General features: G+C 68.8%; 16 protein-coding genes and 1 pseudogene. 8 read left to right on the top strand and 9 right to left on the bottom strand.

Annotated features, from left to right (window positions below; translation table 11 throughout):
• Positions 1 to 82: 82 nt before the first annotated feature.
• The 3 genes from AC1RJ9_RS14675 to AC1RJ9_RS14665 form a co-directional block, all read right to left on the bottom strand.
• Positions 83 to 2,149, bottom strand: coding sequence for a TonB-dependent receptor family protein (locus tag AC1RJ9_RS14675; protein ID WP_099503343.1), 2,067 nt, complete (start codon positions 2,147 to 2,149; stop codon positions 83 to 85).
• A gap of 106 nt (positions 2,150 to 2,255) precedes the next feature.
• Positions 2,256 to 2,678 (bottom strand): hypothetical protein, encoded by a 423-nt coding sequence (locus AC1RJ9_RS14670; RefSeq protein WP_062098590.1) that lies wholly within the window; start codon positions 2,676 to 2,678, stop codon positions 2,256 to 2,258.
• 153 nt (positions 2,679 to 2,831) lie between these two features.
• Positions 2,832 to 3,320, bottom strand: a complete 489-nt coding sequence (locus tag AC1RJ9_RS14665) for an MgtC/SapB family protein (protein ID WP_062098588.1) — start codon at positions 3,318 to 3,320, stop codon at positions 2,832 to 2,834.
• 171 nt (positions 3,321 to 3,491) lie between these two features.
• Between AC1RJ9_RS14665 and AC1RJ9_RS14660 the strand changes: the two genes are divergently transcribed.
• Positions 3,492 to 3,866 (top strand): TFIIB-type zinc ribbon-containing protein, encoded by a 375-nt coding sequence (locus AC1RJ9_RS14660; RefSeq protein WP_062098586.1) that lies wholly within the window; start codon positions 3,492 to 3,494, stop codon positions 3,864 to 3,866.
• 520 nt (positions 3,867 to 4,386) lie between these two features.
• On the opposite strand, the gene AC1RJ9_RS14655 is transcribed toward AC1RJ9_RS14660, so the two are convergent.
• Together AC1RJ9_RS14655 and AC1RJ9_RS14650 are read right to left on the bottom strand one after the other, a co-directional pair.
• On the bottom strand, positions 4,387 to 4,665 hold the full coding sequence (locus tag AC1RJ9_RS14655; RefSeq protein WP_062098584.1) for an HU family DNA-binding protein: 279 nt from the start codon (positions 4,663 to 4,665) through the stop codon (positions 4,387 to 4,389).
• A 57-nt stretch (positions 4,666 to 4,722) separates the two neighbouring features.
• Positions 4,723 to 5,388: a hypothetical protein gene (locus AC1RJ9_RS14650; protein ID WP_197425296.1), complete on the bottom strand. Its 666-nt coding sequence runs from the start codon at positions 5,386 to 5,388 to the stop codon at positions 4,723 to 4,725.
• Between the two features lie 549 nt (positions 5,389 to 5,937).
• Here AC1RJ9_RS14650 and AC1RJ9_RS14645 point away from each other — a divergent pair.
• Both AC1RJ9_RS14645 and AC1RJ9_RS14640 read left to right on the top strand, forming a co-directional pair.
• A complete protein-coding gene (locus AC1RJ9_RS14645) occupies positions 5,938 to 8,151 on the top strand; it encodes a ParB/RepB/Spo0J family partition protein (protein ID WP_062098581.1) in 2,214 nt (737 codons plus the stop codon).
• Between the two features lie 83 nt (positions 8,152 to 8,234).
• Complete coding sequence (locus AC1RJ9_RS14640) at positions 8,235 to 8,615, top strand: hypothetical protein (protein ID WP_062098579.1); 381 nt, start codon at positions 8,235 to 8,237, stop codon at positions 8,613 to 8,615.
• An 11-nt stretch (positions 8,616 to 8,626) separates the two neighbouring features.
• On the opposite strand, the gene AC1RJ9_RS14635 is transcribed toward AC1RJ9_RS14640, so the two are convergent.
• Positions 8,627 to 9,043 (bottom strand): thermonuclease family protein, encoded by a 417-nt coding sequence (locus AC1RJ9_RS14635; protein WP_062098577.1) that lies wholly within the window; start codon positions 9,041 to 9,043, stop codon positions 8,627 to 8,629.
• Between the two features lie 775 nt (positions 9,044 to 9,818).
• On the opposite strand from AC1RJ9_RS14635, the gene AC1RJ9_RS14630 reads away from it, so the two are divergent.
• Positions 9,819 to 10,139: a DUF736 domain-containing protein gene (locus tag AC1RJ9_RS14630; RefSeq protein WP_062098575.1), complete on the top strand. Its 321-nt coding sequence runs from the start codon at positions 9,819 to 9,821 to the stop codon at positions 10,137 to 10,139.
• Between the two features lie 388 nt (positions 10,140 to 10,527).
• Positions 10,528 to 10,854 carry a DUF736 domain-containing protein gene (locus tag AC1RJ9_RS14625; RefSeq protein WP_062098573.1) on the top strand — a complete coding sequence of 109 codons (327 nt, stop codon included), beginning with the start codon at positions 10,528 to 10,530 and terminating at the stop codon, positions 10,852 to 10,854.
• Positions 10,855 to 10,861: 7 nt separating this feature from the next.
• On the opposite strand, the gene AC1RJ9_RS14620 is transcribed toward AC1RJ9_RS14625, so the two are convergent.
• Positions 10,862 to 11,350 (bottom strand): helix-turn-helix domain-containing protein, encoded by a 489-nt coding sequence (locus AC1RJ9_RS14620; RefSeq protein ID WP_062098571.1) that lies wholly within the window; start codon positions 11,348 to 11,350, stop codon positions 10,862 to 10,864.
• A gap of 333 nt (positions 11,351 to 11,683) precedes the next feature.
• Here AC1RJ9_RS14620 and AC1RJ9_RS14615 point away from each other — a divergent pair, with 333 nt between their 5' ends.
• From AC1RJ9_RS14615 to AC1RJ9_RS14605, 3 genes and pseudogenes are all read left to right on the top strand, one after another.
• Positions 11,684 to 12,301 (top strand): GntR family transcriptional regulator, encoded by a 618-nt coding sequence (locus tag AC1RJ9_RS14615; protein ID WP_062098569.1) that lies wholly within the window; start codon positions 11,684 to 11,686, stop codon positions 12,299 to 12,301.
• A 494-nt stretch (positions 12,302 to 12,795) separates the two neighbouring features.
• Positions 12,796 to 13,443 (top strand): lasso peptide biosynthesis B2 protein, encoded by a 648-nt coding sequence (locus AC1RJ9_RS14610; protein WP_062098567.1) that lies wholly within the window; start codon positions 12,796 to 12,798, stop codon positions 13,441 to 13,443.
• 3 nt (positions 13,444 to 13,446) lie between these two features.
• Positions 13,447 to 15,162: pseudogene (locus tag AC1RJ9_RS14605) on the top strand (asparagine synthase-related protein); the annotation flags it as partial.
• 14 nt (positions 15,163 to 15,176) lie between these two features.
• Here the strand turns inward: AC1RJ9_RS14605 and AC1RJ9_RS14600 are convergent.
• Positions 15,177 to 17,636: a S9 family peptidase gene (locus AC1RJ9_RS14600; RefSeq protein ID WP_062098558.1), complete on the bottom strand. Its 2,460-nt coding sequence runs from the start codon at positions 17,634 to 17,636 to the stop codon at positions 15,177 to 15,179.
• Between the two features lie 36 nt (positions 17,637 to 17,672).
• On the bottom strand, positions 17,673 to 20,762 hold the full coding sequence (locus AC1RJ9_RS14595) for a TonB-dependent receptor (RefSeq protein WP_062098556.1): 3,090 nt from the start codon (positions 20,760 to 20,762) through the stop codon (positions 17,673 to 17,675).
• Positions 20,763 to 20,794 lie beyond the last annotated feature (32 nt).

Below are 20,794 nucleotides of genomic sequence, written 5' to 3'. Positions count from 1 at the left end.
CCGACCGACTCGTCCATGGGGGGACAGGTGTAGCGGCTCGAAAGGGCGGGTGGGGCAGACGCGCCGGGCGCGCCTGCATAGGTCAGAAGTTTACGGTGACCCCGCCGAAGATCGACCGGCCGTCGCCGGGCCACAGGGTGGCAGTCGCAGCGGTCCAGGCGACGGCGGCCTGGGTGTTGGAGACATAGGCCTTGTCGGTCAGGTTGCGGGCATCGACGAACAGCGACACGGCGGGCGTGACCTTCCAGCCGGCGTTCAGATTGACGATCGCATAGCTGGGCGTGGCCTGGGTGTTCTTGTAGTCGATCCAGGCGTCGCTGGCCGACCACTCGACCGACGGCGCGATGAACCAGCCGCGCGGGTCGTCGTAGCGGACCTCAGAGCGGTAGAAGGTCTTCGGCACGATCGGCAGGCGGTTGTCGCCGAACTGCACGTCGTCCTTGAAGCGGAAGTCCGACAGGCTCCAGGTCTGGCGCAGGCGCCAGCGCGGGGCCACGGCCCAGTCCAGCGCCGCCTCGATCCCCTGGTGCATTGTCTTGTCGGCATTGAAGGTCGAGGCCGGGATCGACGAGGTCACCGCATATTGCAGCATCTCGTCCCGAAGCTCGGCGCGATAGAGCGTCAGGTCGTATGTGAACGGACCCTTGTGGCCGCGCGCCCCGACCTCGCCGGTCCAGGCCTTCTGCGCCTTCACGGGGGCGAAGCCGGTATTGGTCGGGCTCATCGAGCTGAAGTTCGGCGGCTCGACCGAGCGGGTCAGGTTGGCGAAGACCTGGTTGCCGGTCTCGTCCTGCCAGAGGAGGCCGACGCGCGGCGAGACCCAGTCATAGGTTTTGTCGGCCTTGAGGTTGAAGGTCGCCGCCTGGCCGGGGATGGCGAAGCTGGTGTAGTCGCGCCGCGCCTCGCCCCAGGTCGCGCCGGCCACCACGGCGACGCGGTCGGTGACGAACAGACGGCCCTCGCCGAACACGTCCACGGCCTTGGCGTTCTGCAAGGTCCGCGAGGTCGGCGCGCCGCGAGCGCCGCGATTGTTGACGTAGAAATTGCTGTCCAAGTCGCCGGTCCGCACCCAGGCGCCGAAGAAGGCGTCGGCCCGCTTGCCGGCCAGTTCGCCGTCCCAGTCGAAGCGGCCGAAGGCGCCCCAGTTGCGGCTCTGCTGGTCGATGACCTGGAAGATCGGGTGGTCCAGGTCCTTCCACACCGCATAGACAGCGCCCTCGAACACCAAGCTGTCGTCCAGCCGCCAGGTGGTGCGCAGCGAACCGCGCAGGCCGCGCTGGTTGCGGCTCTGGTCGCCGGAGAGGTTGCCGGCCGCCGACTGGTGCGGATTGGCCTGGAACTGGGCCAGGGTCAGGGATCCGGGGATCTCCTGGTTGATATTCGAGCCGTTGACGATGAAGCGGACCTCGCGGTCCTCGCCGAAGCTGCGGCCGATATTGAGCGAGCCGAACTGGATGTTCTGCTGGCTCTGCGAGCGCCAGCCCTGGGCCGTCTGGTTTGTGGCCGCGGCATAGACGTCCCAGCTCCCCGACTGGCGGGCGATGGCGACATGCTCACGTAGCAGCCCGAACGAGCCGCCGTCGATCCGGACTTGGTTGGCGAAGCCCGCGTCCTTGCCCGTGGGCGTGACCAGGTTGACCGCCCCGCCCAGCAAGGCCCCGCCGAAGCGCAGGGCGTTGCCGCCGCGATAGACCTCGGCGTAGCGGGTGTTCAGCGGGTCGGCGACCTGGCTGTCACCAAACCCATCGGCTTCATTCAGCGGCACGCCGTCCTGGGCCAGCAGCAGCCCGCGATTGTGGACGGTGTTGCCGATGCCAGAGCCGCGGATCGAGATGCGGATGTCGCCGCCCCATTTGCGCTGGGCGTAGACGCCGGGGGCGTCGCGCAGCATGTCGTCCAGCGCCAGGGCCTGGCGGCTGATGTAGCTCTCTTGCGAGACCACCGACACGCCGCCGGGGGTCTCCGACAGCCGTCGGCGGGCGTCGGCGACGACCTGCGGGTCCTCGGGGTTCGGGCGGGCGGTGACGATGACCGACGAGACTTGGCTATCGGCCGGTGTCTGGTCGTTGGCGGCCGCGAGATCGGCGGCCAGGGCGGTGACAGGCGTGCAGAGGGTAATGGCCGAGGCGGCCAGCAGGAGCGATTTCATGGCGTTGTTCAGGTCCTTGGGCCGCGCGAGACGGCCGTGATCGATCTGCCGCGCGCGGTTCGACGCGAACGCGCGGGCTCGGATGGCGGCGCAAGGCCGCCGGAGATCAGATCAGGACGCTGGGAGGACCGGTCGGCGGAGGCGGTGGGGCCGCAAGACCTCGGCCGGGCGTCAGGTTCGCCGCGGCGGCCAAGGGCCGTTCGGCATAGGCTACGGCCTTGGCCTGGCCGACGGCGGTGATGGTCGGCGGCGCGACCGCGGCGCCCTGGGCGGCGAACGGGCAGGGGGTGTCGTGAGCGGACGGCTCGCCCGGCGCCTCGCCGTGGCGCGCCCCCAGGTCTTCACCGGGCTGGATGGTCATGGGGCCGTTGCCGGTGCAGAGCACCAGAGCGAACGGCAGCCTGTCGCCGGTGGCCTGGCCTGGCATGTAGCCGGCCGGGAGCATGATCCGGAGGGCGATCGCCAAGGTCGCGAGCACCAGGAAGGCGTCGCGGGCCAAGAATCTGGCGATGGCGGTCGAGCGGCTCACGACGGCGCCTTTATCCGATCAATCGGCGGCTGTCGCCTGCCACTCACGCCAGCCTGGCTCAGGGCGACTACGGAGGAATCAGGCGAGACCTTCCGGCGCGGCGGCTGTAGCCGCAGCGCCGGAACGGTTCGGGGACGCTGGACGGTCCAGTGCCTAGCTATATTCGCCGCGATCCTCGCCAGCGGTCGCCTCACTGTCGGCCTTATCATCGCGGGCGGCTTGCTTAAGCGGGCGGGCAAACCGCAGGGTCAGGTAGGTGGTCAGGGCCAGCACGACGGCGATGTCGTAGAGGCCGTAGCCGACCGCCGCTCCCATCGCCCCGGTCGCCCAGAGGCTGGCGGCGGTCGCGGTTCCGGATGCGCGGGCGCCTTGCTTGAGGATCGCCCCGCCACCGATGAATCCTACGCCGGTGATCAGGCCTTCCATGATCCGGGCCTGGCCGGGCGATCCGCGGCCGAGCACCGCGATGCCGACCAGCACGAAGCCGCAGGCGGCGATGGCGACCAGCGGGAACGTCCGGATGCCAGCGCTGCGCTCCTCGCGCTCGCGATCCCAACCGACCGGCAAGGCCAGGATGAAGGCCAGGGCCAGGTTGAAGACGTGGTTGGCAGTCTCCCACAGCGCGGTCGGATCAACCTTCATGGCGTACGGACGTCTCCAACAGGGGCAGGTCTTTCCGCCATACTTTGACAGGAACCAGCGTGCCGAGCGCCACTATATGGCCTCGTGCGAGTTCTTAAGTGGCCGTCAGTCCTGGCGGGTTCCAAAATCCGTCGCCATCGTCACAGGGCAGCCGTTCCGAGGAGCTTGCGAATGACCGATACGATGTCCGCCGCCCGCCATGAAGGCGGTCTGCTGTGCCCCGTCTGCCGCGTCGATCTGGTCATGACGGATCGGCAAGGCATCGAGATCGACTACTGCCCGAAATGCCGTGGTGTGTGGCTGGATCGGGGCGAACTCGACAAGATCATCGAGCGCAGCATGGCCTATGAAGCGGCCCCGCCGCCTCAGCCCGCGCCGACGCCGCGTCAGCAGGCGCCCGAGTACGGCGGCCCCTGGGAAGGGGAGTATCGCGGTGATCATGATCGCGGCGGCCACGGTGGAAAGCACGGGGGCGGAAAGCACGGCGGCGGTCACGGTGGTGGCCACGGCCGGCGTCGGGGCTTCCTGGGAGGGCTCTTCGACTAGCCGGTCTGACACCAACCCGCGTAGATCCGACGTAGCGACGGCTCGCCCACGGCGAGCCTCCAGCTTGGAAAGGCTTGGGGCTCCGCTTCCAGGCGCTGGCGGGCGTGGCGGGCCTGATCGTGGCGGCGTACAAGACCTTTGGTCACGGCGGCTGGGTTGGGCCGCCTCCGGCGCTGAACCCTAGAGGGCGTTCAGCATCCGCTCGTAGCGCTCATTGATCGCGCCGGGCGCGGGACGGTTGTCGAGCCACCGCCCAAAGGCGATGATCTCTCTTCTAAGCCGGGCTCCAATCGTGCGCACGCACCAAGGTCTGGAAAACCTCCTTGGCGCGAACCTGGGGGAGGGGCGCGCTCGCCAGCGTCCGGCAGAGCTTACGGGCGTGGGCCAGGGCTTCGGCTAAGGTCGTTGAGATGGGACAGCACCGTGGGGCGGACGCACGGCTGGCTTGTTCTGACCGCCGTCCACCGACGCGTTTGTCCAGCGAAGGGGCCATTTTGTCGATGGCCCCTTGCCCGAAAGATTAGGAATTCACCGCGTCCTTCAGCTGCTTGGCCGGCGAGAAGGCAACTTTCTTGCTGGCGGCGATCTCGATGCTCGCGCCGGTCGAAGGGTTGCGACCCGTGCGCGCGGGCTTGGCTTGGACCTTGAACTTGCCAAAGCCGGGAATCGAGACTTCCTCGCCCTTCACCGCCGCGTCCGCGAGCGACTTGAACACGCCATCGATGATGGCCTTCGCCTGGGCCTTGGTGAGCTTGGGTTCAGCCGCGACGGCGGCGTCGACGAGATCCGAAACGTTCATCTTGTAGGCTCCGTGTGGGAATCGAAGGCGCGAGCCTGCGTCTTCGCTGCTGGGTTGTCACGTTTCGTCGCGCAGATAGGCTGCGTCTTCCTCGTCTAGGATCGTCATCCGATCGCGCTCCCATTCCTCGGCCCCCAGCCGCAGGGCCTCGCGGGCCTTGGCGATCCAGGCCGCGTCGGCAACCGGAGCCTCGGCCAGGGCCCGCAGGCTTCCTGGCGTCGCCTCGAACGACCAGTGCTCCCGTGGTTCGTCGAGCTCGGCCTCATAGGCGGCCGTTCGTTGCTCCATGCGGATCGGCGGCGGGCGCTTGGACTCGTCCAGAGGCCACTTCGCCCAGATCTCCTCGTCCGAAATCCCACGCTGCCTGGCCTCCCAGCGGGCGATGACATCCATCAGGGCCGGATCGGGCTCGGGCTTGTTCCAACGCGCGGCCCCCATTAGTCGCTTGAAGGGCTCGGGATTCATCAAGATCGTGTAGACGCGATTGACCACCTCGATCATCAGCGACTTCATTTCCTCGTCGCACAGCCGCGAAAGCCGCGACCAGGGGATCTCGCCGTAGGGCGTGACGACCTTGACGTCGCTGTAGTCGCCGACCGCCGAAGTCGGGAAGATTCCCGCGTGCAGCTCCTCTAGGCGAGAGTTGCGCATGCCCGTCTCGACGATCACCAGGGCAAGCGCGGTGCGCCACCTCTCCTCGTCGATCTTGCTGGGTCTGGGCATCAAAAGCGTCCTGGCCGTTTGGGTCACCATGACGGTCCAATGCCAGGCCGCCAATACCAAGTCGCTCGACCCGCAGCCTGGTGCAAGCTTGGCCTGTCGGCGGAAGGTCGATGTTCGGTTGCTCGGATCACTACGAGTGTTCTTGGCCTATGGGTCACAGCGCGAGGCGCGGTGGGCGCGCTGCGACGATAAGGCCACGAGGGTCCATCTCTGTGACGGCCGAACCCGATACGCCGGCCTGGCTAGCCGCCCTGGCCGCGATCGAGGGCCCATCTCTGCGAAGGCCGGATCCGCGATAAGATCGGCCGACTGAGTTTTGGCTTGTTTGGCCGCTGCCGCGGCCGTGGCTTGGGGCTCCGCCCCCAGCGCACTTCGGATCGTCTTCCGCCCACCTTCGGCCGTGTCGACAGGGATCAGCCATCGCCAGGTCGCGTCCTGCAGGCGGGTCCCCGCGAAGACGCCCCTCCGTTTGCACCCCCGCGCTCGCCGCTTGGCAGGGTTTCAGGCGCGCCTTCCGCGTGCCTGCAACCCTTGCCCAAGGAGGCAGACATGACCCCCCAAGAAACCCGCGCGACCGTCGCTGACGCTTCGGCCGCCAAGCCCAGCCAGATCGTCGTCCAGTACGGCGAGGTTCGGGACATTCCCTTGAACCGCCTGAAAGCCTCGCCTCGCAACGTCCGACGCGTCGGTCACAGCGCCCAGGTGATCGAGTCCCGCGCGGCCTCAATCACCTACAAGGGCGTGCTGCAACCGCTCGTCGTCGAACCCGAGATCAAGGATGGGCGCGAAACCGGCTACTACCTCGTCAGCGCGGGCGAAGGGCGTCGCCAAGCCCTACGCCTGCTGGCCCAGCGCAAGCGGTTGGCCAAGGGGGCGCCGGTTCGCTGCGTGGTCGATACGGTCAACGACCCGTCCGAGGTCTCAATGGACGAGAACCTTAGCCGCGAACCGATGCACCCGGCTGACCAGTACGAAGCCTACAAGGACCTCGCCGAGCGCAAGGGCTACAGCGCCGAGGAGCTGAGCGCGCGGTTCGGGCCAAGCCCCGAGACCGTGCGCAAGCACCTGCGGCTCGGCGCGGTGTCGCCCGCGCTGCTCGACCTCTATCGCGAAGGGGTCCTGACCCTCGATCAGGTGACCGCCTTCGCGGTCAATCCCGATCCGGTGCGGCAGATGCAGGTCTATGAGCAGCTGTCGCCGGGCAATCGCCAGCCCTACGCCATCCGTCGCCTCATGACCGAGATGAAGGTGGGGGCCGACGACCGCCGCGTGCGCTTCTTAGGGCTGGACGCCTATGTCGCGGCGGGCGGCCCGGTGCTGCGCGACCTCTTTACCGAGGACAACGACGGCTGGGTCGAGGACGTCGTTCTGCTCGACCGCCTGGTCGGCGAAAAGCTCGCCGCTCTGGCCCAGGACATCCGCGACCGTGAGGGCTGGAAGTGGGCGAGCGCTCACCTCGAATTCCCGCACGGCCACGGCCTGGCCCGTATCTGGGAACACGCGCTTGAGCGCACGCCCGAGGCGGTCGCCGCCGTGAACGCATTGCAGGCTGAAGAGGCGGCCCTGACCGAGCAGTGGGCCGAGGCAGACCCGCTGCCGCCCGAGGTCGCCGCGCGCTTCGAGGCCATCGAAGCCGAACTGGAGGCGCTGGGCGACGACTTCGGCCACACGGCGCAAGAGAAGGCGCGAGCCGGTGTTATGGTGGTGTTGCTGCCCTACGGCGACGTGCGGATCGACCGGGGCTTTGTCCGCCCCGAGGACGAGCCCGCGCCCGAACCGGAAGACGAGGCCGATGACGGGCAGGACGGCGCCGATGATCACGGCCCATTCCTCGGCGAAGACGACGACAGGGACGAAGAAGACGGCGACGGCGACGCAGACGACGGCGGCGAAGACGACGACATCGACGAGCCCGACGGTGACGCCGCCGCGCCGCTGCCCGACCGCGTGATCGCCGAACTGACCGCCCATCGCACCGCGGCCCTTCGCGACGCCCTGGCCCAGGACCCGGACCTTGCCCAACTCGCCCTGGTCCACGCTCTGGTCAGCCGGGTCTTCGCCCTCGGCGTTCCGGCGACCTGCCTCGACATCCGTTGGGGGTCGCGCAACCTCAATGGCTTTGGCGAAGGCATCGAGGAAAGCCCGGCGGGGCTCTCCATCGCCGAACGCCACAGCCATTGGGCGCGCCAAGTCCCCGGCGCCCCCGAGGACATCTGGGCGTTCGTGGTCGGGCTCGACGCCGACAGCCGCGCCTGTCTGCTCGCCCACTGCGTGAGCCTGACGCTCGATGGCCTGCGCACCTGGGAGCGTCGTGAGCGAACGATCCTGGCCCATGTCGAGACCCTGGCCACGGCGCTTGATCTCGACATGCGGGCCTACTGGAGGCCGACCGCCGTGCGCTACCTGGACCGCGTCACCAAGGCCCAGATCATGGCGGCGGTCGGCGATGGTGTGTCGGCCGAGGTGGCGGGGCGGCTGTCGGGCTTGAAGAAGCCGCAGATGGTCGAGGCGGCCGAGCCGCTGCTGGTCGAAGCCGGATGGCTGCCGCCCGTCCTGCGCACCGTCAGTCCGCGTGCCGAGGCGTCCGCCGAGGACGACGATCAAGGCCCGACCCCCGAGGCCGGGGCGCCCGAGGGGGCGGGCGCTCAAGACGAGGCCGAGGAGGTCGCGCCCGACGTGGACGATGTCTTGGGCGGCGGCGAGGCCGAACAGACCGCAGCGGACGAGGCTGAGGTCGCGGCTCTGCTGGACGCGGCCGAGTAGGGAGGGACGGGCGGCCTTGCGGCCACCCGTCATCTTTTCGGCAAGACCGGCGCGGCCGATCCTTTGGGATCGGCCGCTTTCGTTTGGCGTCGCCCGCTTTCCTGTGGACCATCGGGCTGATGGTCTGGATCGACGGTCGGCGACGCGCGGAATCGACCTATCGCCGCTCGATGACTCAGGATCAGATCGACCGCATCCTCGAAGAGATGCAAGCCGCCTTCGAGAAGACCGGCGACGATGGCGAGCGTCCCGGCCTGATCACCTTCGACCGGGATGACTGGGTCGGCGCCAACCTTTCGACCTGCTGCACCACGCTAGGACGCGGCATTCGTACGCGCGGAATTCAGATCAAGGTCGCCAAGGGCCGCGAGACGAGGGTGTGGACGCGCGCCGAGGCCGTGGCGATGGGCGAAGACCCCAAGTCATTCGAAGACCTCAAGAGCCGCGAGGACGCCAAGGTCTAGCGCCTGCGGGGTCAGCGGGCCGGGCGCGCCGTCGCCCCCGGTGCCCAGTTGCCACGTTTAGCGATGCGCGCCTCGTCCTGCGCGGCGGCGTAAGCGCCCTTGCTGTAGCGGCGCCACTCCGTCGCCAGGCCCGACCGGATCATCGCGGCGTTGAGGTCAGGACTGGCGCTCGACCAGCACTTGGCCACTTGCCGGCCGTAGCGGTCCGCCGCCACAACCCGACAGCCGACCCGCTCGCGGGTCAGGCTGAAAAGCAAATCGCGAGCCTCGTAGGCCAAGGGCTCCGCCGCCGTCTTGCCGCGCCGCACTTCCGGGGCGTCGACGCCGAACAGCCGAACATACGTCTTCCCGCAGCGCAGGGTATCGCCGTCGTGAACGGTCGGCGCGGTGCAGGCGATGATGACGCCGATGACGACGGGAGCGGGCATGTCCCTGCCTATAGCCTGCGTCGCGCGCTTCGCCAGTCAGCCTCGGATCAAGACGTCAGCGCCCAGTGGACCGCGCGAGGGCAGGGATCGAGTGACGGGCTGAAGGACCGGCGCGCCGCGCCCGCCCCACCGGATCAGCGGGGCGGGTTGACCGCCTTAGTCCACCTCGGGGCCAGTGCTGCGCGACCAGACCAGGGGGTCGCCTTCTCGACGATCGCCAGGGCGGCGTTGATCGCCGCGCCGAACAAGGGACGTCCAGGCTGACCAACTGGTGCTCGCTGTCATCCTTACTCGTCATCGTCCGGCGGCCCGAACCCGGCATTCCCGCAGGTGATGCGAAAGCCCGAGCTCATGTCGCGGACTTGTCGGCAACCGGGCGGACCTGGACTCTCGAGGCCGATGGTCAGGGTGTGGATCTCGCCGCTGAACCAGCCGCCAGGGTTGTCGTTCCGGCGCCGAGATGAACAGGCGGTCTCTCCATGAAAATCTGAGCCGGGCGCGTCGACCGCGTCCTCTTCTGGCCTGATCTGACCGGGGACCGGTCCGTCCCCGCAACCTTGGCCTTGGACTTTCTTCCCTTGGGGCGCAGGCGCCCCATTCCTCGCGAGACAAGAAACTTCAACGCCTTCGGTCCTCCGCAAGGCTCCGGGAGCGCGCCCGCAAGCACGGCTTGGACGGGCGGGGCGCGCTCTGCGGGGCGGACTTTAAGCCCCGGTCCAGCGATCGCCATCGAGGCCGCGATCGGCGCGGCCCGGTTCAGATCGGAGAGACCACCATGTCCACCATCGGCGCCTTCACCGCCAACGCTGACGGCTCGTTCACGGGCGAGATCCACACCCTGGCCATCAACCTCAAGAAGGTCCAGATCCGCCCGGTCGCCGACAAGCCCAGCGACAAGAGCCCCGATTTCCGCATCACCGCCGGCGCCGCCAATCTCGGGGCCGCCTGGAAGAAGACGAGCAAGGACAACAACGAGTACCTGTCGGTCAAGCTGGACGACCCCTCGTTCGGCGCGGCGATCAACGCCGCCCTGGTGGTCATCGAGACGGTCCACACCCTGGTCTGGTCGCGTAGCACCGGCCCCAAGGAGGACTAAGGCGGTCAGCCCGCCCCGCCGATCCGGCGGGGCGGGCGCGGCGCGCCGGGGATGTTTCAAGCCGGCCTTCAGCGGGGCTCGGCGTGGGGCGGAGCCGCCGTTTCCACGCCATGGCCTGTCTTTCTACGACTGGCGTCCTGGGCGCCTTGAGAGCCTTTGGGCGCTGGCACACAAGGGTCTTGCGGGTCTCGCGAGGACGCCACCAACCGCCCGCCCAGGCGTCCGTTTCGCACCCGCGCGTCGCGGCGCTCTCGTTCCCCCCGGAGCGCGGCGAGGCGGCGGCTCGTCCGACCAGCTCAACTCCCCCCAGCTGGTCTCTCGAGCCGCCGCCGGTCGGGCGCCGGCATCGTCCAGGCGGGGACCACGACAGCGCAAAAAGGAGAACCTCATGATGACCATCGGCCAATTCCGTCGCGACGGCGACGGCTTCACCGGCAAGCTGGACACCTTCGCCAGCGACGCGCTCATCACCCTGACCCCAGCCGAGAAGTTCTCGGCCAAGGCCCCGGACTTCATCGCCTGGTCGGGGCAGCGCGAGTGCGGGGCAGGCTGGCGGGTCAATGACGCCAGCGGCGCGGTGCTCAGCGTCAAGATCGACGACCCGACCTGGCCCGAGCCGGTGAGCGGCCGGATCATGGCCGCCGAGGATGGGGTGCTGCCGCTGGTCTGGTTCCGCCGGGCCGAGACGCCGGTCGACAAACCGCCGCCCGCCTAGGCCTGGGTCAAGTTTCCGAAGCGTCACCGCTGCGGTAGAGCCGGCCGATCTCTCGTTCGAGCCAGTGCTCGGCCCCGTCGCGGCGCCGCGCCAACAAGGCCTTTAGATGGGCGAATGCCTGCCGGAAGGCCTCGAAAATGGCGGTCCCCGGGAGCAGGGCGCCGGCGTCTCCGGCCTCGGCGCTGAACTCCCGGTGGGCCAGCCAAAGGATCATGGACGACTTGTTGTCCATCGCCCGGTAGGCCACTTCCGGATCCTCGAACATGACGCCGTGGACGATCGCCAAGGCGTCGCTGCGTGTCACCTCCGCGAACCGCTTGATGCGGTCGAAGTGCAAGCGTCCTCGACCCGCCTCGAAGTTCTCGTAGGTCTTCTCGGCGATGCCCATCGCCTCGGCGACTTCGACCTGGGTGAGCCTTCGTATGACCCGGATCTTCTTGAGGATTGTGGACAGCAACTCCGACTGCCGGGCATAGCTGATATCCTGCTGGGACATGCTCACTCCGCAACCACACGCGGTCAACCTAAGGCAGAATTGCAATCTGGCGCTCGTCCGCAGCCGGATCAATGACCGAAGGTTGCAATTGCGTGCAGGTGGGCAGGTTTTTGCGAATTCCGGCGCCCGTCGCGGGATCGGCGACGGGTTTGCTCTAAACCATGCGAACCAATCCGCACGATTCTGGGGGAAGAGCCGTCGTCTTCTGGTTTCCACCCACCGGTTGAGTCTCTGAGCGAACACATTTGACCGCCTGGTGGCGCATCGCGCCCTTCGCGCCTCGACAGCCAGGAAGCGGGACGTTCACGCTTGCCGCTTTGTGGTGGGGATGTCGTGAGCCGTGATCGCGATCCGTTCGAGCGGGCGTTGGAAGCCATTCGGCTGAAGCTTCGGGAGGGGGAGGGGCTGCAGGGCCGGGCCCTGGCCATCAATCTGCTCGCCAAGGCGCTTGGCGTCAGCCAGACCCCGGTGCGAGAAGCTCTGGCATGGTTGGCCGGCGAAGGTCTGATCGTCCGCACCCGGACCGGCTATGTCGGCCGCTCGCATGACGCCACGAGCCTGGCCGAACTCTATCGCTTGAACCTGGCCCACGTCCTGGCCGCTTTGTCGGCCGATGCCCGGGGCGGTGCGGCTCGTGGCGTTGGGCCGGTAAGGCGCGCGTCCTGGCCGCTGATCGACGGCGAGGATCCCAACCAGGTCTTCGATGTGATCGTGGCCCTGGCCGGAGACCGCACCCTGCTGGCTGCTTTGCGGCGCACGCGTGAGCCCCTGTCGGTGTTTATTGCGGCCGAAGCCCTGGTGATCGGCGACACCGAGGCGGTCATGGCCGAACTGGCGCAGGCCTATCCCGACCCCGGCCGCTTGCGCGCGCTCGCCCGGGCCTTCTACCGCCGGCGCATCCAGGGCGCGGCGCGGGTTCTTTCGGCGACCCTCGAGCGGCTGCAGATATAGCCCGGATATAGTTTGAATATACCACCTCCGCGTCGCCTCCTGATTAAGCCGCAACCCGCGGCTGAACGAAAGGAGACCTGCGATGCGTGACTCCCTGCAACTGATCCGCCTCGGCTCGGCCAAGCAGCTGACCCAGGCCAGCGGCGGCACCCTGAAGGCCGAGTCCGTCGAGTTCATCCGGTACGACCCGCTCTGAACCCGGCGCGGACGGCGCCCGCTCGCGGACGCCGTCTTCCGTGCGGCGCGCCTGCCGGTCACAATCCGACGGCGCGCCGTCTCATCGCGCTTTTGCGCGGCATACGCTCATGGAGACGGTCCAATGACCTCCATGCCTCGACTGATCCGCCTCGGCAGCGCCATGGCCCTGACCCGAGCCGGCGGCGGCACTATGCACATGGAAGAAGGCCTGCCGCTCTACTACGACCCTGTCTAGCGGGCGCGCCGGCGCCGCGCGGCGCCGGCTCCCTGTCTTTCCCAAAGTCTCTGGAGGCAGCATGTCGCTGTGCCTGGCCCGACACGTGCGCGGAGTCAGCGTCGAGGACGACCTGGTGTTGCTCGACGCCGAAGCCGACGCCTATTTCTGCCTGCCCGCGATCAGGGGCGTGGTTATCGACCCGGACGGCCAGGTGCACGGCGCGCCCGAACCGCTGGCGCGAGCGCTGGTTGAGGCGCGATTGGCCGAGCGCGGGACGCTCCCGACGACAGAGCCGGCCTGTGTCGCGCCGGTGGCGCGCACGGCGCGTCGGATCCTGGAGCACCTCGAGACGATCGACGCGCGTGCGACCGTGCGGCGATGGCGCGCCCTGGCGCACGCGGTCCTCGTCGCGCGCGCCGGCCGGTACCGGCCGTTCGCGCAGCTCATTGCCGGACCGCCCGCCCAGGCCCAGGCGCTCTCGCCTGACTTCCTCGACGATCTGGCGGCCTACCGACGCCTGACGCCGTGGCTCCCGATCGACGGCGCCTGCCTTTTTCGCAGCCACATGCTGCGCGCCTATCTTCGCGCGCTCGGGCACGACGCAGCCTGGGTCTTTGGCGTCAGCGTCTGGCCTTTCGACGCTCATTGCTGGCTACAGGTCGAGGACGCGGTCTTGGACGACGAGGCCGAGCGCCTGTCCGCCTACCACCCGATCCTGGTGGTCTGAGCCATGGGCTATATCGTTCTGGTCCGCACGCCCGGCGCCACCGCCGCCGCCTTCGACGCCATGCTCGAAGACCTGGTCGCGCGGCAAGGATGGCGCCATGTCGTCAAGGCCTATGCCCTGGCGGTGCTGGTCAAGGGCGCCGCGCCGCTGCCGGTCCTGCCGCTTGCCGGCGCGCACGGCGTCGGTGGCGTCTTGCTGGGGCGCGTATTCGATCGAGCGGCGGGAGAGGCTGGGGAGGCGCGCCAACCTCAGCTCGATGGCCTGGTCGATCTGGATCCCATCGAGGCGGTCTCGCGCCTCATCCAGAGCGCTTGGGGCGGCTACGTGGCGGTGCTGGCCCCGCGACGCCCCGACCCGCCGGTCGTGCTGCGCGATCCTACCGGTCAGGTCGAGGCCTTCATCTGGCGCCGGGACGGCGTCACCTTGATTGGATCAGAAGCCCCCAGGGGCCTGGCCGCGCCGCTAGGGCTTGCGATCGATTGGCGCCGGGTCGGCGATCTCCTGGACGATCCTCGCCGGACCGGCGCGGCCCCGCCGCTGAGCGGCGTCCTGGGCGTTGACCCCGGAGAGTGCCGGCATGGTGTCGGCGCGGGCGAATCCCTGCGCCTTTGGTCGCCAGCCCGGATCGTGCGCGAGCGCAGGCCGCCGGACGATCCTGCTGACGCGCTCAGGCGCTGGGTGGACGTCAGCGTCGCGGCTGAGGCCAGCGATGCCGAGACGATGCTCTGTGAAATCTCCGGCGGACTGGACTCGGCGATCGTCGCCACCGCGCTCGCCCGGGCCGGTCGGCGTCCCACTGGCGCGATCAACTTCTATCGCGATCAGGCGCAAGGCGACGAGCGCCTCTGGGCGCGCGCCGTCGCCGACGCGATCGGCGTGCCGCTGACAACGGTTCAACGCTCGCCCTTCGCCCTGGCGTCAGACGACTTTGCCTTTGGCGCGACGGGCCTGCGCCCGAGCCTGAACGCCCTGGACCCGGAGTACGATCGCCTTTTGCTCGCCGAAGCCGAGCGATTGAAGGCGCAGGTGCTTTTCACCGGCCACGGCGGCGACGTGGTGTTCTACCAGCTCGGCGCGGCCGAGATCGCGGCGGACATCCTGCAGGGCGCGGTCACCGAAGACGGCCGCCTGCGCGCGCTCGGCGATGTCGCGCGGCGCACGCGCCGGTCCGTCTGGAGTCTCGCCCGTCAAGCGTTCTGGGGGCGGCGGCCAACGGAGGGGGCGGCGAGCAGAGAGCGGTTCGTCGTCCACGCCGCACGCGGCGTCGCCCATCCCTGGCTTGACGACCTGCAAGGGCTGGCGCCGGCCAAGCGGGTCCAGGTGGCGGGGTTGGTCAACAGCTTGAACGTGGTCGCCAGGACGCGGCGCGGGGCCGTCACGCGCCTGGCTCATCCCTTGCTCGGCCAGCCGATGGTCGAGCTCTGTCTCTCGATTCCCGCCCCAATCCTCAGCGCCGGCGAAGGCGACCGGCGCCTGGCAAGGCGCGCGTTCTCCGATCGATTACCGGCCCTCGTGGCCGAGCGACGGTCCAAGGGCGACATCACCGTCTTCTTCGGCAAAAGCATCGCCGCCAGCCTGCCAACCCTTAGGCCGATGCTTCTGGACGGGCGTCTCGTCGCGGAGGGTCTGATCGACAAGGCGCGCCTGGAGGCGGCGCTGCGGCCAGAGACCCTGGTGTGGAAGGATTTCTACGGGGAGATCCTGGTCGCAGCAGCCCTTGAGGCCTGGGTTCGTCATTGGGAAGGGCGCATCGCCGAGGGGGATGGCGAGACCGTCGCTGGAGTGGGCGCGCCGCCGGGCGTCGCTGGCGCGAGGGCGGATCCCGGCAGGGCCGCGTCCAGGAACGCGAACACTCGCGCATAGAGATCGCGAACATTACCCGGGCTCATCACCACGTGGCTCTCGCCGCGATAGAGCAGCAGCTGCGCGTCCTTGCCTTGGCGGAGAAGCGAGGAGAACAGCGTGGTCACTTGGCCAAGATCCATATCGAGATCGCCATAGATCAGGAGCACCGGCGCGCCGATCTTGTCGGACTGCAGACCGGGGCTGTTGCGCAGGTACTTGTCGGGCGCCGACCATGGCGGGCCGCCCATGGCGCCCTGGCCGTTTTCAGCCCACCCCAGCTCGGAGGGCATGGTGATCAGGGCAGGAGACGCCAGGGCCTCGGGATGGATGGCGCCGTAGTATGACAGGAGATTCGTGATCGGCGCGGAGGCGACGATCGCCGAGAAGCGGCTGGACTGGACACCCGCCGCCAAGGCGCCGTAGCCGCCATAGCTCTGACCCCACACCGCCAGGGGCTTGTCTTTCAGGACGGGATGGGTGGCGATCGCCGCGTCGACGGCCAGCAGCATCGCCTCGGCGAGCCCTGGCATCGGCTCACGATCACGGGCCATGGGAAGGCTGGGCACGATCACCGCATAGCCCGCCGCTACCATCAGCTGGACGTTGGTGTCGAACGATCGACTGCCGGGCTCGGCCGCGACGGGCGGACGCGCGTAGCGCGCGCCGGGATAAGGAACGACGATGAGCCCCTTGAGACCGGCGGTGGGCAAGACGGGCGGAAGATAGAGCCAGCTCGTCAACTCCGCCTCGACCAGGCCTCTGTGGCGGATCGCCTCCGGTGTGGCGAAAGCCTTGTCGGCCAGGGCGGAATTTATGGTGGCGACCGCGCGCGCGGGCGCTCCGGGCCGGATCACCTGCAACGAGCCGACACCATGCGGATCGGTCGTTGTGACGGCGACGCCCCCCCAGGCTTGCGACGCGGCCAGGATCTGCGCCTTCGCCGGGAGATCGAGAGGCGCGGAGCGCTCCCCGTTCGACCCCAGCAAGCGGCGCTCGCCGTCCTGCGACAGCATTCTCGTCGCCCTGGGTTCGCCGGGCAGGAGGTCGGCCGGCGCGTCCAGGCTCGCCGTAGAAGGCGCGAAGCGGGCCAGGCGTCCGTCAGCACCGATGCGCTGGAGGCCCTCGGCGCTGCGAATGACGAAGCCGCGGGCCGTGATCATGACCGCTGGCCCCTGGGGCTCGGCGATCGTCCCCGTGAGCTTGACCGCGCGGCGGCCGTCAAGACGCCACCAATCCTGGCGCGGGGTTCCGCCACCCCGCGCCAGGACGAACGGATCCCGACCAAGCCAGGCAAGGCCCGGCATGGGCCTGGGATCCCGGCCACCGGTGTCGCCGAGCGTCAGGTCCGGCGCGAGGGGTTTCGCCGTTCCGTTGGCCGCAAGGCGCCAGTAGCCGTAACCGGACCAGCCATCGCCATCGGGACGGGCGGCGACCGCCACCGCGTCTCCCTTCGGCGACCAGGTCCAGGTTCCGCGAATGAGATCGCAGCGCGGGCAAGGGATCGTCCGCTTCCCGCTCACGAGGTCGACCATCACCAGCCGCAGGCGACGCGGCGGATAGCCCACGCGCATGGTGCTGCTCGTCGAAGGCTGCGTTCGCTCGCCGTCTTCGATCAGGGCTGCGGTTCGACCGCCCGGAGCGACCATCAGGTCGCTGAACGCGCCCTGGGTCAGGTCCCGGACCGCGCCGGACACGCCATCGATCGCGACCAGGCTGGCGGTGCTGGCCGGCGCGTTGACGCCGGAGAAGCGGCCGCTGCCCAGCGCCGTCACTGAGATCTCGCCGCGAGCGCCGGCTGCCCAGGCCTGCTGCAGGCGCTCGCCCGCGAGCCAGCCCAGACCCGCCAGGCGGGCCTGGGCCTCGAGAGGACGTGAAATGGCCACCACCTCTCGATTGTCGCGCCAACGCGCTTGGGCAAACCACAGCTCCGGCTCGACAAGGCGTCCCGACCACGCGACAGCGCCGCTCGCCAGGGTGACGACACCCAGTTCCCGCGCATGGCCGCGTTGGCGAAACACGATCAGGCGCGCGCCGTCCGGCGAGAAGGCGCCGAAGGTCTCGCCGTCGCCGGCAAGGCCCCGCAGCAACGCCCGGGCCGGTCCGCGATCGGTGAGGTCGAGCAGCATCAGGCGGCTGGCCGCCGCGCCGATCAGGAAGTCCTGATCGAAGCGCGGCGCGCTCTTCCAAGGGCCCTGGATCTCGAACACCAGCCAGCGGCCGTCCGGCGAGAACGCCGTGCGGCCCAGTTCTTCCAGCGAGAGTAGGTCCTCGACCGAGAACGCTTGCCCGTCAGCCGGGCTCGATGTGGCCAGACCACAGGCGAGCGCCAGCCATGCGAAGTGTCGCATCGCAGTCTCCGATGGCGAAAGAGAGAGGGTTTTGGCCTACCAGGCCTTGGTCAGCTGGAGCGCGACGAGGCGTCCGGTCGGATCGTAGTTGGCCGGGTCGTAGCCGACGCCGAGCCGCGAGTCATAGAACGGCGGATCCTTGTCGAAGGCATTCTGCGCCGTCAGCGCCAGGCTCAGATTGCGAAATGCCCCGTCCTTGGCCGGCGACGTCCACTGGACCTGCAGGTCGAAGGTGGTCTGGCTTGCGATCCGTTTGGCGTCTACGTCCCGAAGGTCGCCGATATGGTTCAACGAGGCAGTGGTCGTGAACGCGCCGTGCGTCCAGCTCGTGTAGAAACGCGCCCGAAGGTCGGCCGGGAAGGTCGCCATCCCGGCCAGCTCCACCGACTGCGCGGCGGCCGTGATCTTGCGGGCATAGGACATCAGCCAGGAGAGATTGCCGCCGATCACCACCGGGTCGCCCTTGACCGTCAGGCCGTAGGTCCCGGTCAGGTCCAGGCCCCGCACATGAAACGCGCCGGCATTGACGTAGCGCGCGTCGGCGATCGCCCGGTAGCTGGTTGCCGGATACAGGCCGGCCGCAGCCGAGGTCGCGTTCTTGAGCAGGTCCTGGATCAGCGCCAGATCGGCGGCGTTGGTTCCAGGGTTCACGAAGGTCCGAAACGGCGCCAGGTCCGGGGCGGTCAACACGGTCGAGATGTTGTCGTTGGCGGGCCGTGCGATCCGGTTGGTGAACCGGGTGTCGAACAGGGTGGCCGAGAGGCGCGTTCCGGGACGGTCCGCCGGCGCCCACTCGATCCCGGCTGTCCACGACTTGGCTTGCTCGGGCTTGAGGTCGCGGTTGCCGCCGTAGCGGATCAGGGTCAACGCCGTGCCCGATCCGAAGCTGACATTGGTCGGGGAGGCGGTCTCGGGATCCGATTGCTGGCTGAGCGACGGCGCCCGGAAGGATTCGCCATAGGTGGCCTTGAGGTTGATGTCGGCGGTTGGGCCCCAGACCACGCCAATCTTCGGCACCGTGCTGGAAAGGCCGCCGGTATAGGTCTCGCGACGCACTGCGGCTGAAAGCTCCAGACGCTCCAGCCCCGGACGGCGGAAGTCCGGGCCAAACAGCGGCGCGCGCAGTTCGGCGAACAGGGAGGACACCCGGCGCTCGGCGAAGCGCGAGAAAGCCGGGCGCGGCGTCGCCGCCACGCTTCCCGAAACGCCGATGGTCTTTAGGCCTTCCTCTCGCCACTGGGCGCCGAGGGCCAGGCGCACGGCCCCGGCCGGAAGCGTGAACAACGGGCCGTCGGCGGTGGCGCTGACCGTGTCGAGCCGCCCGACCGTGCGCCGCGTGTCATAGCCGGACATCACGAAATCCAGCACCGTCTGATTGTTGCGGCCCAGGCCGATGTAGGGATTGAAGTAGCCGTCACGGGCAGCGTTGTAGGCGGTCAGCGGGTTGTCGGGCGTCGCGCCCAGGGCCTCATTGAGGAAGGCCGAGTTCAGGCCGTGGGTCGAGAGACTGGTGGCGATCTCCTCGCCGTGGCCGGCGTAGAGATCCAGCCGCCAATCTGCGGGAAGACGGACCTTGCCCCCGATCGACAGCGCGCGGCTTTGCACCTCGCCAGTGTTTTTCAAGCCGCCGGTCTCGTTCTGGAACGAATAGCCCAGATAGTTGCTGGACGCGCCATTGGGCGAGACGAAGTAGGGGTTTCGAGCGTCGACGACCATCACGGTCAAGGGCGCCACCGAATAGGCCGTGTAGCGGCGATCGCTGTACCGGGCGTCCGCGTTGAGCGTGATCCTCGAGCCGACATCCTGGGTCACCGCCGCGTAGAACCCGCCGCGCTCTTGTTTGGGCAGGTTGTCGACCGCCGCGCGCCAGTTGATCAGGTTCTGAGCGCCGGCGATGAAGTCGGAGGGCTTCAGGCGCGTCCCGTCCTGGCCGGCCGGTACGGCCCACATCGGCACGAGCGAGAAGGTGACGGGATCGATGCCCAGGATCGTCGCTGGCATCGAATAGTATAGTCGGCGGTCGCTGCCGCCCAGGGGGCGCAGATCGGCATTGGCCGTGTAGTCACGGTCGGACGATTGCGATCGATCCCGGCTCTGGTATTCGGCTGTGAGCAGCAGCGAACCCGTGTTCCAGGATTTGCCGAAGGTCTGCGCCAGCTGCCGTTGGCCCATGTCGCCGTGGGTAGACCCGCCGATCCGCGCCCGCGTCTCGGTGCCGTCGTAGCGGTCGCGCAGCACGACATTGACCACGCCGCCGACAGCGTCCGACCCGTAGAGCGCCGAGGCGCCGTCGAGCAGCACTTCGACGCGCGCGACGGCGGCCAGAGGAATGGACGACAGGTCGGAGAAGTCTCCGAGCAGGCCAGCGCCGGCCAACCGGCGGCCGTTGACCAGGACCAGGGTGGCGTCCGCGCCGAGACCGCGCAGATTGACCGCCGTGGCCCGCGCCTGATTGGTGCCGGTGGTGTCGGCGCCTGTCATGATGGTGTCGTCGCTCGTCGTGCCGCCGAATGCCTGGGGCAGATCCGTCAGCGCGTCAGCGACCGTGGCGTAGCCGCCGCGATCGAGGTCCTCGCGGCCGAGCACCAAAACCGGTGAGGCTCCACTACGGGCGCCGCGAATGTGGCTTCCGACCACGATTTCCGAGACCGTGAAGGGTTCCCCGGACGTGGACGCAGGGGCCAGCGACGGCAGGGTCTGAGCCAGGGTGGTCGCGGTCAGCGGGTCCCCGGCCAGTGTCGAAGCCTCGCCGCTTGAACCGACCAACGCCCCCTTCGCATTGGCGACCGGGCGCATGACGCTCTGACCGTGGGGATAGAGCACCAGCACGCCGGGGCCGGCCTGGCGCACGTCGATCTTGGCGCCCGCCAGCAACTGGGAGAGCGCCTGCGAAGGCGTCATTCGGCCGCTGACCCCTGCCGTCTTGCGGCCCGCGACCAGATCGCTGGTGAACATGATCTTCAGCTTGGCCTGGCGACCGAGTGTCAGCAGCGCGACGTCGAGCGGACCTGCAGGTATTTCGACTTGAACGGCGGCCTCGGCCGTCATGCCGACGCTGGGCGCAGCGGCAATGCAGGCGATCGGTGAGACCCAGGCCAATAGGACGCGGCGATACGACAACGACATTCAAACACCCCCGGCTCGCTGGCCGGGCCGCG

The organism is Caulobacter sp. GW822-FHT07D08, assembly GCF_058798735.1.
The sequence above is the reverse complement of the archived record's forward strand: the minus strand, read 5'-3'. Positions and strand labels throughout refer to the sequence as shown.